The 15,079-nt window shown below is 49.0% G+C and carries 11 protein-coding genes and 1 tRNA gene; 5 read left to right on the top strand and 7 right to left on the bottom strand.

Annotated features, from left to right (window positions below; translation table 11 throughout):
- Nucleotides 1–81 precede the first annotated feature (81 nt).
- Nucleotides 82–357: a PLDc N-terminal domain-containing protein gene (locus tag DXN05_RS15195; RefSeq protein WP_116848121.1), complete on the top strand. Its 276-nt coding sequence runs from the start codon at nucleotides 82–84 to the stop codon at nucleotides 355–357.
- A gap of 175 nt (nucleotides 358–532) precedes the next feature.
- On the opposite strand, the gene DXN05_RS15190 is transcribed toward DXN05_RS15195, so the two are convergent.
- Together DXN05_RS15190 and DXN05_RS15180 are read right to left on the bottom strand one after the other, a co-directional pair.
- Entirely contained in the window at nucleotides 533–1,750 is a 1,218-nt protein-coding gene (locus DXN05_RS15190) for a BamA/TamA family outer membrane protein (protein WP_116848120.1), read from the bottom strand.
- Nucleotides 1,751–2,578: 828 nt separating this feature from the next.
- On the bottom strand, nucleotides 2,579–3,445 hold the full coding sequence (locus DXN05_RS15180; protein ID WP_116848118.1) for a helix-turn-helix domain-containing protein: 867 nt from the start codon (nucleotides 3,443–3,445) through the stop codon (nucleotides 2,579–2,581).
- A gap of 156 nt (nucleotides 3,446–3,601) precedes the next feature.
- Between DXN05_RS15180 and DXN05_RS15175 the strand changes: the two genes are divergently transcribed.
- The 3 genes from DXN05_RS15175 to DXN05_RS15165 all read left to right on the top strand — a co-directional run bounded on the left by DXN05_RS15175 (nucleotide 3,602) and on the right by DXN05_RS15165 (nucleotide 6,931).
- A complete protein-coding gene (locus DXN05_RS15175; protein ID WP_262511510.1) occupies nucleotides 3,602–4,855 on the top strand; it encodes a family 16 glycosylhydrolase in 1,254 nt (417 codons plus the stop codon).
- A 272-nt stretch (nucleotides 4,856–5,127) separates the two neighbouring features.
- Complete coding sequence (locus DXN05_RS15170) at nucleotides 5,128–6,024, top strand: omptin family outer membrane protease (RefSeq protein ID WP_116848116.1); 897 nt, start codon at nucleotides 5,128–5,130, stop codon at nucleotides 6,022–6,024.
- Between the two features lie 19 nt (nucleotides 6,025–6,043).
- Nucleotides 6,044–6,931 (top strand): glutamate--tRNA ligase family protein, encoded by an 888-nt coding sequence (locus tag DXN05_RS15165; protein WP_116848115.1) that lies wholly within the window; start codon nucleotides 6,044–6,046, stop codon nucleotides 6,929–6,931.
- Nucleotides 6,932–7,109: 178 nt separating this feature from the next.
- On the opposite strand, the gene DXN05_RS15155 is transcribed toward DXN05_RS15165, so the two are convergent.
- The 5 genes from DXN05_RS15155 to DXN05_RS15135 all read right to left on the bottom strand — a co-directional run bounded on the left by DXN05_RS15155 (nucleotide 7,110) and on the right by DXN05_RS15135 (nucleotide 13,288).
- Nucleotides 7,110–8,123, bottom strand: coding sequence for an amidohydrolase family protein (locus DXN05_RS15155; protein WP_211330066.1), 1,014 nt, complete (start codon nucleotides 8,121–8,123; stop codon nucleotides 7,110–7,112).
- A 142-nt stretch (nucleotides 8,124–8,265) separates the two neighbouring features.
- The gene (locus DXN05_RS15150; RefSeq protein ID WP_116848114.1) at nucleotides 8,266–9,756 is read right to left on the bottom strand and encodes a DUF1254 domain-containing protein; all 1,491 of its coding nucleotides are present in this window, start codon (nucleotides 9,754–9,756) and stop codon (nucleotides 8,266–8,268) included.
- A gap of 39 nt (nucleotides 9,757–9,795) precedes the next feature.
- On the bottom strand, nucleotides 9,796–12,207 hold the full coding sequence (locus DXN05_RS15145) for an arylsulfatase (RefSeq protein ID WP_211330065.1): 2,412 nt from the start codon (nucleotides 12,205–12,207) through the stop codon (nucleotides 9,796–9,798).
- A 261-nt stretch (nucleotides 12,208–12,468) separates the two neighbouring features.
- On the bottom strand, nucleotides 12,469–12,804 hold the full coding sequence (locus DXN05_RS15140) for a DHCW motif cupin fold protein (protein ID WP_116848113.1): 336 nt from the start codon (nucleotides 12,802–12,804) through the stop codon (nucleotides 12,469–12,471).
- Between the two features lie 410 nt (nucleotides 12,805–13,214).
- A tRNA-Asp gene (locus tag DXN05_RS15135) sits at nucleotides 13,215–13,288 on the bottom strand.
- 442 nt (nucleotides 13,289–13,730) lie between these two features.
- Here DXN05_RS15135 and DXN05_RS15130 point away from each other — a divergent pair.
- Complete coding sequence (locus tag DXN05_RS15130) at nucleotides 13,731–15,029, top strand: Gfo/Idh/MocA family protein (protein WP_116848112.1); 1,299 nt, start codon at nucleotides 13,731–13,733, stop codon at nucleotides 15,027–15,029.
- The last annotated feature ends 50 nt before the right edge of the window (nucleotides 15,030–15,079 follow it).

The raw sequence follows: 15,079 nt of genomic DNA, 5'->3' as shown, positions 1-15,079 counted from the left end.
GCGCGGTAGTAAACGGGTTTCCGGTACGCTTAAACCTACCGCGGTATGCACTTTGTTTTATCCTAAGCAAAACCTGCTACCATGAAAAATACATTTTATTACGCGCTGCTGATATTGGGGACCGCCGGGATGTTAACAGGATTTTATGCCATTGACATGGACGCTACCTGGCGTTACCTGCTGGCCAATTCGGGTATTGTGCTGCTCACTATTTTTTATATCGCCACAGTTTTGCGCATTTACCGCGACCGTGATTTGCTGCCTGCCCGCAGAACCTGGTTGTTCACCACGCTGTTGCTGCCGGTGTTCGGAGGTATCCTTTTTTTGATTATGCAGCAGGAAGAAGCGCTGGACTAGTTTTATCAATCAATACCTCAACATTGTTGTAAAAACATCAAATTCAGTATGTTAAATATGAAAAATTTCATGTTGAAGGCAACAATTGGCCATACATTTGTGTCTATAATGTTGGAGAAATTCTAACTAAGTTTTTGTTAGGCCGGGTTATTTTTAGCCCGGCATTTTTGTGTCCCTAAAACACTTCGCCCAGGTTTACAAATAACCCGCGGCTGCCCTGGAAGCCCAGGCCATAGTCTATGGCAATATTGGTGTTGGAGAATTTATTGAGCTTGATACGCAGTCCGCCGCCGTAACCCACATTCAGTTTTTCAAACGAACCGCCCGGCCACTGGCTAAAGCTGTGCATGTTGGTAAACAGCACAGCACCCAGCAACCCGTTGGCCGTGATATTAAAACGGTATTCCGCCTCATCGTACAGCATGTTTTTACCCTGGAAACGGCTCTGAATGTATCCACGGCCCGTATTGTTATACGTGTCCCAGCCAAGCGAAGGCATGTCAAGATAGGGTGGGTTGCCATGAAGGGTAAACCAGTTATAGCTCCACAGAGCAAGCACCTGTTTGCCATGGTTTACGGGTATGTATTTGCGGGCGTCTATCAGCAGGCTTTGCCAGTTGCTGTTGCTGCCCAACCAGGTAAAATTATTGCGCACTACCAGTTTGCCATACCAGCCGCCGCGCGGGTTTACGGGGTTGGTGCGCGTGTCTTGCAGCAAATTCAGGGTAATGCCGCTCGATATGCTGTTTTTGCGGAAACCGTACCGGTCAAAGTCTGTTGCGCCCTTATTGGTATCCACGCCCGATTCGCTGATGCCCCAATGGTAATCGAACTGGTAACCCAATCCCGCATACCAGTTACGCCCTATGTTGCGCAGTACCGCTTCATGCAGGCGCAGGTAATTATAATTGATGGTAAAATGGTCGTTGATGGAGGTGGTGCTGCCCAAACCATAGTTCTCAGAAGGGTAGCGCAGCAGGCGCCAGTCGCCAATGAGGTTGTACTTGTTATTGTCTGTCCAGATGGTGCTTTCTGTGTTAAATAGCAGCTGGTTGTATTGTGTATAGGCCAGGTACGAGTTAATGGCAGAAATGTTCTGGCTGGGGTATTTGCTGCTTTGTATAAGCGCATTGCCGGTGATAATACCTGCCAGCCCGGTTTGCAGGGTGTATCCGAAAGCAGGGGCCACGGAAATCTGTGTGAGTTTTTTGTTGTTTTCGCCGGAGCGGATAGGGGAACCGGGTTTAAAAGCGCGCTGGATGGCATCTACAATATCCCGTTGCCGGCCAAGACTGTCAGAAGATGCATTTGATTGCGCGCTGACGGTTACACTGCACGCAAAAATGGTCAGCAATACCATACACACCCGCAAACTACTCCGGTCTGTTAACATACATATTCAATAAAACAATGATAATTGGGCTGGAAAGCACTTCGTTGGGCAGTAGGTATTGATAATCCGGCGCAAAGATAAGTCAAAACCAGGGTTTGCGGGTATTGTAACCGTTAAAACCGGGAATCGGGAATCGACAGTCGAGATGATCTTAGCAGGTATTATGCCTGTTGCCGGTGGCGATTTACACTCCAGGTGCCCATGCCGGTGTCCCCACCGGCATGCAGGTTCATGTTAGTGGCTGTGAGGACACAGCCACGGGCGGAGTGTTGGAAATGCATTGTCTCCATGAGGCCCATAGCGGTGTCCCCGCCGGCATGCAGGTTCGCGTTAGTGGCTGTGAGGACACAGCCACGGGCGGAGTGTTGGAAATGCATTGCCTCCATGAGGCCCATGCCGGTGGGCCCCACCGGCATGCATGTTCGCGTTAGGGGCTGTGAGGACACAGCCACGGGCGGAGTGTTGGAAATGCATTGCCTCCATGAGGCCCATAGCGGTGTCCCCGCCGGCATGCATGTTCGCGTTAGTGGCTGTGAGGACACAGCCACGGGCGGAGTGTTGGGAATGCATTGCCTCCATGAGGCCCATGCCGGTGTCCCCGCCGGCATGCAGGTTCATGTTAGTGGCTGTGAGGACACAGCCACGGGCGGAGTGTTGGGAATGCATTGCCTCCATGAGGCCCATAGCAGTGTCCCGCCGGCATGCAGGTTCATGTTAGTGGCTGTGAGGACACAGCCACGGGCGGAAAAAATGCATTGGAGCAAAATGTATCCCGGCTGCCGATGTCTCGATAAGCTCCCACATGCGCGAATGCGCGCAACACCCAACCTACGACACTTCCCCGGTCAGCTGGTAATCCTTCCTGAAGTGTTGCGGTGATACGGAAGCCTGGTTGGTGAAGAAGCGTACAAAGTAAGCAGGGTCATCATAACCCAGCTTGTAGCCGATTTCTTTTACCGTAAGTGAAGTGTGCACCAGCAGGCGTTTGGCTTCAAGCAATATGCGGTTTTTGATGATATCGTTGGGTGTTTGCGTACTGTACCTGGCAATGCGCTTGTGCAGTGCCTTGGGGGTAAGGTTCAGCAGTTCGGCGTATTCGGCAACGCCGTGTTTGGTCGTGTAGTTCCACTCAACCAGCTGACTGAACTTGCGTGCAAATTCCATTTCCTGTTTACTGTCGCCGCTTTCCGGTGCAGGTGCCTGGTTGGCTTCTTTCCAGATGCGTGTGCTGCGAATGATGATCTGCTTCAGCAAAATGCGCAGCATTTCTTCTGCAGTGGTGTCTTCAGCATTGAACTCGCTGGCAATTTCTTTCAGGTAAGATTGTATCTGTGCAGAGCGTTCTTCATCAAGATATACAACGGGAATATCGTACACATTGTGAAACAGGATACCATCGCACGAGACTTCTTTATCGTGTAAGGCCACGCAATAAAAATCACGGTTATAGTATAACAGCAATCCGTCGGTACCGGTTTCGCCGAGTTGATAGTATTGCCCTTCGGTGATAAAGAAAATTGCATCCTGTGCCAGTTCATACTGTTTAAAATCAATTTGAATACGGCTGCCCTTGCGTAAGAAGATTACTTTAATAAACTCCCGCAGGTTCTGCTGCGTAAGCTGATCCAACATACCTGCGGTGATGGTACTGAGCCCTATCTTTTTAAACGAGAATTGTTTGAACTGGCTGGTCATAATCGGCAAAGTTATTAAAAAGCAGGCAGCTGTGTATACCGCTGTTGCAGGTAGTAGTGGTTTGTTGGATATAGCAGTTTTTTGTTTTGGAAATACACCATTTATTCAGGAAATTAGGGAACGATTAAAGATTGCTGCCCTTGCCTCTTGTAGCTCCTGCGTGCGTTTCCTGCTGTCCCGGTTATAACTTATGAAACAAAAACCATCACTATGCTACATCTTACACGATTGCTTTGCTGCTGCCTTGCCGCAGCCTTATTTGCCGGATTGCCCGGCTGTAAAAAAGACCTGCAGGCGCAACAGTCCGCCAGCCTCACTGCGCCCCGTGCTGCTGCCGCTTACCAGTTGGTATGGGCCGATGAATTTAACGGCACCAGCGTAAACACCGCCAACTGGACTTTTGAAACCGGTCCGGGTGTAAACAATGAAAAGGAGTATTACCAGGCTTCCAACGCCAGCGTAAGCAACGGCAACCTGGTGATCACTGCCAAAAACCAAAGCGTGGGCGGCTACCCGTATACCTCTGCCCGCATGAACACCGCCGGGCATTTCACTACCACCTACGGTCGCGTAGAGGCGCGTATCAAGCTGCCTTCGGTACAAGGCTTATGGCCTGCTTTCTGGATGCTGGGCTCCAATATCGGCACCGTGGGCTGGCCCAAATGCGGTGAGATTGACATCATGGAACACGTGAACACCAACAGCACTATCTATGGCACCATTCACTGGGATGCCAACGGTCATGTGCAATACGGTGGCAACACCAGTACCAGTGTTACCGATTACCATGTGTACGCCATTGAATGGGATGCCAATGAAATTCGCTGGTATGTAGACAATACGCAGTATGCCACTGCCAATATTCAAAACAATATCAACAGTACGGAAGAATTTCACCATCCCTTTTTTATTATCCTGAACCTCGCAGTAGCAGGTGACTTCCCCGGACAAACAGTAGATGCCGGCAGCCTGCCTGCAACCATGCTGGTAGACTACGTGCGTGTATATGCACAAACTACCGGTGGCGGCAGTATTCCTTATGGACAAACTGTTACCCTTAAGGGCTTCAACAATGACTATGTAAGCAGCGAGAACGGCACACAACCTATGACCTGCACCCGCACTACTGCACAGGCATGGGAACAGTTTACCGTGGTAGATGCAGGCGGCGGAAAAGTAGCGCTGCAGAGCATGGGTAAATATGTAAGCAGTGAGAACGGTGTAAACCCCATTACCTGTAACCGCACCACTATTGGCGACTGGGAGAAATTTGACTGGGTGGTGAATGCTGACGGTACTGTGGCTTTCCGCGGTAACAATGGCAAATACATCAGCAGCGAAAACGGTACTCAGGCCATGACCTGCAACCGCACCACCGCCAGCGGCTGGGAAGCATTTCATGTGCAGTAAGGTGTTTGGGGCTACGGCGCGCGTTCGCGCATGCAGGCATTTCATCGACACATCGACAGTCGAGAATCGAGATACATTTTGCACCAACAGTTCCTATGCTATATGGTTGGTGCTCGCTACGATAGTCACGACTGTCGAAATGTCGATGTCTCGAAAATCCGGCCTCGCTACGATCACTCACGACTGACGACTGACCACTCACGAATAGGAATCGCTATGATAGTCCCGACTGTCGATTCTCGATTCTCGACGCCTTTCACTATAATTGTATTATGAAATTGACCAGCACCGCATTGTTCGTTTGTATGTTATTCGTTGCATTGCCCTTGTCTCTTTGCGCTCAAACAACCGCTGTTAACGAAGTGAGCATATACAGTGGTTACGGGCAGGGGAACTTTCGCTGGTCTATTGCGGGTAATACGCATGGGCAAAGTCCCAACATTTACTCTGAACTGAAATGGCATGCCATCGGCGGTGCTGTGCTGGGTGCGCATGTGCACTACGAAGTATGGCCCAAATGGTTGCTGGAGGCAGATTTTAACCAGGTGTTCCTGTCTACTGGTAAAGTCAGTGACCGCGACTATGCGGGTGATAACCGCACGCAGAATATTTATGATGGCCATTTCAGCGGGGCAGACGGGCACCTGCGCTCTTTCAGCGGCGGGGTAGGGTACCGGCTTATTCAGCGCAGGGGTTGGGAGTTGCAGCCGTTTATCGGTTATACCAATACACAGCAGCAATTGTCTTTAACCGATCCCGGTGGTGTATATAGTCAGCTGCACAGCACCTATCAAACCAGCTGGCAGGGTGGATATGTAAAAGCAAAGGCGCTTGTTCAGCTCAGCAAATTGTTTCAGCTGAAAGCAGGTGCCGCGCTGCGTGTAATGGCTTATGATGCCAAGGCAGACTGGAACCTGATCAATACATTCAGTCACCCCATTAGTTTTAAAGATGCGGCCACCGGCCTTGGAGCAGATATTGATGCGCAGCTTTCACTGGCTGTAACCCGGTCGCTGCATGTGTTTGCGGGTGCAGGATGGTATTACTGGAAAACAGGTAACGGCACTGATGAATTGTATCTTGCAGATGGCAGCATGAGCACCACGCAATTCAACGAAGCCGTGCGACAGGGCTGGCAGTTAAACCTGGGTTGCGCATTTCACTGGTAGTGTAAAAAAACAAAGAACCATCTATCCATCCCACTTCCATAAAACACGTATAGCGCCTACGCCCAGCGGTTACCTGCATGTGGGCAATGTATTGTCGTTTGCACTTACTGCAGCGCTGGCGCGTACAACAGGTGCGACTGTATTGCTGCGTATTGATGATCTTGACCGCGACCGCATACAACCCGCATATGTACAGGATATCTTCAATACCCTTCAATTGATGGAGATACCCTGGGATGAAGGCGCAAAAGATTACGGCAATTACCTTCATCGCTATTCGCAGGTACATCGCCTGCCTTTGTACCAGCAGGCTTTGCAACAGCTAAGAGACGGAGGGCATGTATTTGCCTGCGATTGTTCCCGCGCACAAATATTACGTGAGCGGCCGGATGGTGTATATCCCGGCACCTGCATCCACAAAAACATACCGCTGGATACACCGGGTGTAAGCTGGCGCCTGCATACCAGTGAAACAGCGCCCATACGGGTAAACACATTCAACAAAGGCATTGTAACCGCAACATTACCCGCATTGATGCAATCATTCGTAGTGCGCAAAAAAGACGGCTACCCAGCTTACCAATTGGCATCTGTGGCAGATGATGATCACTTCGGCGTAGACCTGGTGGTGCGCGGAGAAGATCTCTGGTCTTCCACGCTTGCGCAGCATTACCTTGCCACGCTGTTACCCGGCAGTAACTTTGGCAACACCGTGAGTTATCATCATCCCTTATTACTCGAAACAGCAGACCGCAAGCTATCCAAATCAGCAGGCGCTACTTCTGTACAGCACCTGCACAAATCAGGCAAAACCGCAGCGGATATTTATACTATGATAGCGCAGGCACTCGGTTACGATAGGGTAGTGCGCGACTATACCGGGCTTGGAGAGTTGATGTTAGGATGATTGCACCAACCAGTTGTGCATCATCATTGAAATAAGGAAATTCAGTACGCGCACTGGTATCAACTTTACCGGTTAAAAAATCCAGTTGGTTAAAGCCATCGAGATGTACTTTAAATGTTTTATCACCAACGGTAGTATCTTTTATGTCATGCTTATTGTATTCATGACATAGCTGCATTTAATTGTGCGGTAGTTTAAATAGTTTTTCTGCATTACCGTGAGCGATTTTTTCCCTATCCTCGTTGCTTATCGGTGCATTGTTCAAAAATTCTCTTGCATTGTTTTCCTGCACGTAGGGATAATCTACCGAGTAGATAATACGGTCGGCACCCAGCACTTCGAGCGTGAACTGGAACTGTGGCCAGGTAAACATGCCGCTGGGCGTTACATAAATATGATTTTTGTAAGTATTCAGAATGGATTGTTGCAGGTGGGTTGTCTGTTGCGGCAGCATGCCATCCATACGATACAGAAAGAACGGAACCATTTCGCCCCAATGCCCTGATATCAATTGCAGGTTGGGATACTTATCAAACACACCGGCTAAGATCATCCGGATGATTTGTATGCCCGCTTCGTTGTGCCAACCCCAGGCATAGAGTGAGAATAAAGAGGTAACGAGCGAATCAAAACCGCTGTAATATACCTTCTGCACATCTTTATGCGGATAACCCGGATGCATGTAAATAGGCACTTTTAATTCATTGGCGGCTTCCAGTACCGGTGCGAAAAAAGGATCGTCCAGAAATTTAGCGGCAGCAGCAGGGCGTCCGGCTATCAGGGCGCCTTTGAATCCTAATTCTTTGACGCATCTTTTTAATTCTTCGGCTGACGCTTCGGGGTCGCCCAGGGGCAACATGGCAAAGGCTGCGAAACGGTCGGGGTGAGCCTTAATGGCTTCGGCCAGGCGGTTGTTGGCGGCTTTTGTCAACGGGATGGCTTCGGAAGCAGGAAGAAATTGCGGTGAGTTGATATACGACAGTATTTGCATATCAATCCCTGCGGCGTCCATCCTTGCCAAACGTTCGGCTCCTGCATTTTCCAATACGCCCCCGGGCAGGTTATCGGTGGTAATTGAGGTGTACGGGACAATCGGTCCAAGTACTTTCGCCGTAGCCGCTGCAATGGCGGGATCGTTAAGATGTTCCTCTATTGTAATGAGTTTCATTTGCGCATTTAATGTACTTGCCATGATTGATATAATGTTTAAAAAGATTATTTTTTTCATGGGTATACAATTGATTTTAGGAGATGGGCTCGGTGAAGGTGTTTTCTTACAACAAAGCGAAGCAGGCCAAATTCCTGCTATGCATATCAAGGATGCCGGTTTCATCCTATTTCACCTTCACCACTGCAGGCGGCGTCCATGTATTGTTGATGACCGCTTCTTTCGGTCCGTATGCCCGTAAATACAAAGAGAAATTTCCCTTGGGTGCAGGCAGCCAGTTATCGCGTTGGGCTGGTGCATTTGCCTGCACATAAATAGTGAGTGAACCGTCGGGGTTTAATTGCAGCGTTTTGTTCTTGGTGCCGAGCGAATACCGTTTGATGTCATTCGGAACAAAAAAATGGTATTCATCATACAGCGTGAGCGACCAGAATCCATTTACAGGAGGTAGCTGATCTTTGGCAAACGTTACCGTATAGTTATTGGCGCCATTGAGCCTGTTGCCTGCAGCATCAAGATCCTGGTAGAAATACTTTGTTTCTATGCCAACGTTCACCAATATATTTGATTTGGCGATGGCTGTACGGGTAAAATAATCGGTTCCGAAAGCAGCGCAGTTATTGGCGGTTGTCCAGTGCGAGGCCAATGGTATACCCCAGTTGCGAAATTGCAGCAGCGGGCTTACCATTTCGCTTTCCGCTTTTTGTGCTTCGTCTATAATGGCCTTCTTCAATAAAGAATCTTTGGCTGCAGCGGCAATTACCGCAAGTACCTGCGCATAACGTGCTTCCTCGCCGGGCAGCGGCGGCGCATCTTTTAACACCGCAGGCAGTTCGTCAAAGAACTTATCGGGAAACACCCACCTGGTTTCGCCCGAAGCATCATTTTTCACTGGTGAAGCCAGGGAAGGAAGTGCACTCCAGTTCTGCGTTTTAGCCTGGCCATCAAACTTGTCAAGTGGGTATACATCAATACCATTGATTGTTTTTTGTATGGCAGCACGATCTTCGGGCGTATCATCCTGGAATACCCTGGGTACAACAAAGGCGGTGCCGGTCTTACTCCTGAATACCCTGGTAATACCTTTCGGTATAACGCCATTCCAGGTTGGGCCAACCAGCAGGTAAAACCCGGGCTGCGTACCATACATCTTACCAATTTGTGCAAAAGCATCTGTGCGGGTATCAACCACTTGGTACACCCAGAAGCGGTCACCAAAATCGGGCACCTGTACTATCACCGGTGTTTCATCCAATGCCGCAATGGCTGCACCATACACCACATCCTGGTTGGGGCACGCAACCCAACGTTGCTGGGGTTGTATATAGTCGTGCAGCATCGACAAATTATTGAGCGGGGCAAAAGGTATTACGCCATTCATTAAACCCACACGAGGGGCCTGTTTAAAGGCCAGTCGCCGGTTGTAGATGTTTTCCATTGGCCATGCCCAGAAATAGGCATCTCTTGCTACCGTTCTTGCATAAGCTTCCGTGATCTTCATGGCAGTATCAGGGCCGGGAAGGAACCTGCGCGTAACTGTGTCGATGGCTGTACTGTCAGTCGCGGCAGAAGCAGCTGTATCACTGGTTGTATATTTCTTTTCATTGCAGGCAAACACTATTGCCAGCAATACGGCGAGCGGTATTGTTTTGCGCATGGCAAACGGTATATTGAGATGAACTAAGATGGGTTGTTGTTATTGATCACCTTTAGCCATTTGTTGTTTCGCATCTTCCACCTGCAATTCTTCCATGCGCGTTAGGCCGGATGTGCCCAACTTAATAACGACTTTTTCTATTTTGCCCGTGAAAGCAAAGGGCAGCTTATACGTGAAGTCAACAGGCGAGCCAACGTCTTCCCCAATGTCAAGTCCTTCACCCAAACCAAACTGGATGGGGACGGTTTTTTCAAGACGCCCACCTGCAATCTCTTTGCCATTGGCTGTAATGGTTAAGCTGCCACCTTTGCCGATGCCTCCGCCGTCGTATTTGAAATCAACCGCTATTTGTGTTTTGCCCTGTGGCAAGGCTGTTTTAGCAGTGAAGGTGGGCCGTTCCTTGCCAAGATAGTTGTATACGAAGTTCACTTTCCCGTTGCGCAGGTAAAGCCCGTAACCGCCTTCCAGGCCGCCATGCGTAACAATCATACCATTGGCATTGGCAGGCACATCAATATCTGCTGTTATGGTCCATGATTTGTTTAACATAGGTGGCGAAGCAGCATCGGGCACACCAACCGTGCCCGGGTAATAAGTCATCGTGGTACGGCCTTTTATAAGGCTGGGTCTGCCCATCAGTTCACTATTCAGGCGTATAACAGCGCGCCAGTCAATCGGCAATACATTGTACTTGGCTGCCTCTACCCACCACAAGTCCTGCAGCTGGCGCAATTTCTCCGGGTTTTGCTGTGCAAGGTCATTGGCCTGTGAAAAGTCGGCATCAATGTTATACAGTTCCCATTTCTGCTTATCGGGATCAAAGTTTTCCCTGTTGGGATTCCAGGGTGCAAACGAGAGCGCAGAGGCCATCCAGCCATTGTAATAGATACCCCTGTTTACCGCCATTTCGAAGTACTGTGTACCGCGGTGGCTTTTTGCATTAACGCTGTCTTTGGGAAATGTATACGCAAAACTGAGCCCTTCAATAGGCTTTTGCTGAATACCGTTCAGTTCTGTGGGGGCAGTAATGCCGCAAACATCATAGATAGTAGGTGTAATATCTATCACATGAAGAAACTGGCTTCTTACGCTTCCCTTGTCTTTAATCCTGGCAGGCCAGTCAATGATCATCGGGTTGCGTGTTCCGCCGAAATGACTGGCTACCTGTTTCGTCCATTGAAAAGGGGTATTCATGGCCCATGCCCATTCAGCAGGAAAATGATTATAATGTTTGGGGCCGCCCAGTTCATCAATGGCTTTTATGTTATCCTGCCATTTTTCAGGGAAGCCGTTAAAGAAGAGGTTTTCGCTCAACGATCCTTCAATACCACCTTCAGCGCTGGCGCCATTGTCACCGGCAATATAAATGATCATCGTATTGTCTGCATCGGGCAGTTGTTTTACGGCATCTACTATTCTGCCCATTTCATAATCGCATTCCGCGCCGTATGCTGCAAATACTTCCATCATGTGCGCATACAATCTTTTCTGATCGGCATTCAGTCCGTCCCATGCAGGCAAGCTTTCAGGTCTTGGTGTGAGCTTTGTATCCTGCGGAATAACACCGGCTGCTTTCTGCCGTTCAAATGTTTCTTCGCGGTATGCATCCCATCCTTTGTCAAATTTTCCTTTAAACCTGGCGATCCATTCCTGTGAAACATGGTGTGGGGCATGTGTTGCCCCTGGCGCCACATACAGGAAAAAAGGCTTATCGGGCGCGATGCTTTTCACTTCCCTTACCCAGGAAATGGCATGGTCTGCGAGGTCGGTGGTAAGGTAATAGTTGGGATCAGTAGAAGCGGGAACGAGGTTATGGTTTTCGTACAATATCGGGTTCCAGTGATTCATATCACCTGCGTTAAACCCATAGAAATAATCAAACCCCAGTCCGCTTGCCCAGTGGTCGAAAGGGCCAGCCTGACTGAGCTCCCAGGTTGGTGTGTTGTGATTTTTTCCTATCCATGCGGTGGCATAACCATTCTGCCGAAGCACTTCACCCACCGTTCCGCAGCTCTTTGGTAAAATGCAGGTATAACCGTCATACCCGGTTGCAGCTTCGGTGATGCCGGCAAAAGCAGCGGAGTGGTGATTGCGCCCTGTTATTAACGCAGCCCTGGTAGGGGAGCACAGAGCAGTGGTATGAAAGCGGTTAAAACGCAGGCCATCAGCTGCGAGTTTATCCATGGTAGGCGAGGGTACGCCGCCACCGAAAGTACTGTATTGCCCAAAGCCGCAATCGTCAATCAGTATCATCAGTATATTGGGGGCACCCTTGGGCGCCTGTACCATTTGCGGGAATTGTGCCGGATCTGATTCCAGGTAGGTTCTGCCTACCTGTCCTTTAAAATGAAAATCGGGTCGTGGTAAAATGGCGGGCGTGCGCGGCGTATCCTGCGCGCGCATGTTCAGTACAGCGAAGCAGCATACCAGCAACAACAGGAGATTTTTCATAATACTTTTATTAGATGGATTGCAGGAATGGAATACAAACACTTATAACCAATGATGGAAAGCGCTTACCGGGTCTGTTACCTTAGCCGGTTGTACAAATTTGCAAAGGATGTTCGTTAGGCAAAACTATGGCCTGGTGCAGTAAATTACTAATGAAACGGAGCTGTAACGGTTACGGCTGATGATGGGACTAAACGTAAAACAGCTTCACATTTTTGTGAAGCTGTTGTGGATTGGATCGGTGTAGAATCGAATGACCAGTTACTGCAAAAAATCGCCGTCAATGATCAACAACTTAACTCCCGATGCGGTACTGGAACGATGATTGCTTAGATTGTCAGAAACCACATAGGTCATGCCCTTAGCCAATTCAAACTTTTCCCCTGTATCCAACTCACTGGTAAAGCTGCCTTCCAGGCAGTGAACAATATGCCCTTTCTTACACCAATGGTCGGCCAGGTATCCGGGAGTATAGGTAACTGTTCGAATGCGTAAACCGGGCAACTGGAGCGTGTGCCATAAAGCAGTGCCGCTGATGCCGGGATGGTTCGTAGGCGAAATAGCATTCCAATCAATGCACTGGAAAGGATGTTTCATAAGATAAAAATATAAAAAAGCGCTAAAACTAAACCACCTCTTGTATCAACTGTAGTTGCCAACAAGCCTTCTAACAAAAAGGCCGTCTCAATAGTCGAGGCGGTTTAACGCTGATATAGAACAGATGGTGACCGATCTAATTACGTCTACTTTTCAAACACATCTTTGCCGGAAAGAAACTTTAAAAATTGTTGCAGGAATGCTGCACCAGTATCAATTTTTTGCATAAAAATCATCCGCCAACTTTTGGGCAGCACACTTTCAAGGACTGGTAAAGAGGGGTAAAAGTTGTGTGCCTTTGTAAGGATAGGTAAAACCGGGTAAGGTTTATACCCAGGTAGGGCCTATTTTGAAAGTTACTCGAATAAAAAAACAAACCCGCGACCAGCGCGGGTTTTAGAAAATTTCTGCGGACCGGACGGGACTCGAACCCGCGACCTCCGCCGTGACAGGGCGGCATTCTAACCAACTGAACTACCGATCCTTATGTGATAAAACGTTGTCGTTTTGTCGTTGGGAGTGCAAATATAGGAGGGATTTTATTCAAACCAAAAAACTGGTAAAAAAGTTTTAGATTTTTTTCAGCACAGCAATAAAAATTCATCCGGCACATACACGTTCGATGGCTGTTCGTTGCAATTGAAACACAACAATGGAACAGCAGTACGTAACAATTACTGCTCTTGCGACGAAACAAAAGAAGTATGGGTATCCGGTACCAGTGCCTATACGCCGGATGATGCCACCATGAAGCAGTTCCGTAAAAAATAACCTGCTTATTGCAGCTTGCTCATCGGCCATACAATGCGGCATATGCGGCTGAATTTCCTGCGGCGGAGCTGCCGCAATATTAGGTAAGTGCAGGATGGATGGCGGTTATTTTTTGCTATCTTGGAACAATTGTTCATTGCTCCATATTTAAAAGTATGACTACTCCAACATCCGCTTCTTTCAGCCGCCGCCGGTTTGTAAAAAACATCGCTGCCGCGGGCATCGGCTTTAGTATTATTCCGCGTTATGTAATGGGCCGCGGCTTTACTGCGCCCAGCGACCGTATTACACTGGGCTTTATAGGTACAGGCAAACAGGCCCGCGGTTTAATCAACTCTTTTGCACCCAAAGCACAGGCCGTTGCCGCTGCTGATGTGGATGCACAAAAACTGGCGCTTTTTAAGTCCAACACCGAAAAGTTATATGCAGCAGGCAAGGGGCTTGCGGGTTTTAAAACACTGGATACCTATGCCGATTTCAGGGAACTGCTGGCGCGCAGGGATATTGATGCCGTTGTAATTGCCACGCCCGATCACTGGCATGCCGTGCATACCATTATGGCTGCCAACACCGGCAAACACGTGTATTGCGAAAAACCACTGGCGCATTCCATTGAAGAAGGCCGTGCCATGGTAAATGCAGTAAAACGAAACAATATTGTTTTGCAAACAGGCAGCATGCAGCGCTCTTGGAAAAACTTCAGGCAGGCGTGTGAGCTGGTGCGCAATGGCTATATAGGCGATGTAAAGGAAGTGCTGGTAAATGTGGGCAAACCTGCCATTGCAGATGATTTGCCTGAGCAGCCGGTACCTGCAGCGCTTAACTGGGATGCATGGGTTGGTCCCGCACCGTTTAAGGCTTTTAATGCAGAGCTGGCACCACCTGTAGAAAAAGATATTTTCCCCAACTGGCGCAACTACAGGGAGTATGGCGGCGGTATACTGAGCGACTGGGGTGCACATATGTTTGATATTGCGCAATGGGCGCTGGGTATGGACCGGAGTGCGCCTGTACAGTTTTATCCGCCGGATGGCAAGGAACACCAGTACCTGACCATGGTATACGCCAACGGTGTGGTAATGAAACACCAGGATTTCGGCCGCAATTTCGGTGTTCGTTTTATCGGCTCAAAGGGAACACTTGATATCAGCCGCGACTACCTCGACAGCAATCCCGCGAACATAGCCACAGCCATAATACCCGATAATGCTGTGCGTTTGTACCATAGCGATGACCATTACCAGGACTGGCTGGATGGCATTAAAAACAACAGGCAGCCTATTTGTGATGTGGAAACCGGTCACCGCACCGCATCGGTATGCTGCCTGGCCAATATCACCTACTGGCTTAACCGCCCGCTGCAATGGAACCCGGAGCAAGAAAAGTTTGTAAACGATGATGCCGCCAATGCCTTGGTGAAAGCGAACATCCGTGCGCCGTGGAAGATTGTTTAAGGTTGGATGTTTAACGTTATTTATTCCGGCGCCGGAATTTTAGTTTTATT

The organism is Deminuibacter soli, from assembly GCF_003412455.1.
In the GTDB taxonomy this organism is placed as follows: Bacteria; Bacteroidota; Bacteroidia; order Chitinophagales; family Chitinophagaceae; genus Deminuibacter; species Deminuibacter soli.
This window is presented reverse-complemented; position numbering and strand designations above follow the sequence as displayed.

What these genes read in the sequence shown, in the direction of transcription:
- DXN05_RS15195 (WP_116848121.1), top strand. Translation starts at nt 82, where the DNA reads ATGAAAAATACATTTTATTACGCGCTGCTGATATTGGGGACCGCCGGG.
- DXN05_RS15190 (WP_116848120.1), bottom strand. Translation starts at nt 1,750, where the DNA reads ATGTTAACAGACCGGAGTAGTTTGCGGGTGTGTATGGTATTGCTGACC.
- DXN05_RS15180 (WP_116848118.1), bottom strand. Translation starts at nt 3,445, where the DNA reads ATGACCAGCCAGTTCAAACAATTCTCGTTTAAAAAGATAGGGCTCAGT.
- DXN05_RS15170 (WP_116848116.1), top strand. Translation starts at nt 5,128, where the DNA reads ATGAAATTGACCAGCACCGCATTGTTCGTTTGTATGTTATTCGTTGCA.
- DXN05_RS15155 (WP_211330066.1), bottom strand. Translation starts at nt 8,123, where the DNA reads ATGGCAAGTACATTAAATGCGCAAATGAAACTCATTACAATAGAGGAA.
- DXN05_RS15150 (WP_116848114.1), bottom strand. Translation starts at nt 9,756, where the DNA reads ATGCGCAAAACAATACCGCTCGCCGTATTGCTGGCAATAGTGTTTGCC.
- DXN05_RS15145 (WP_211330065.1), bottom strand. Translation starts at nt 12,207, where the DNA reads ATGAAAAATCTCCTGTTGTTGCTGGTATGCTGCTTCGCTGTACTGAAC.
- DXN05_RS15140 (WP_116848113.1), bottom strand. Translation starts at nt 12,804, where the DNA reads ATGAAACATCCTTTCCAGTGCATTGATTGGAATGCTATTTCGCCTACG.
- DXN05_RS15130 (WP_116848112.1), top strand. Translation starts at nt 13,731, where the DNA reads ATGACTACTCCAACATCCGCTTCTTTCAGCCGCCGCCGGTTTGTAAAA.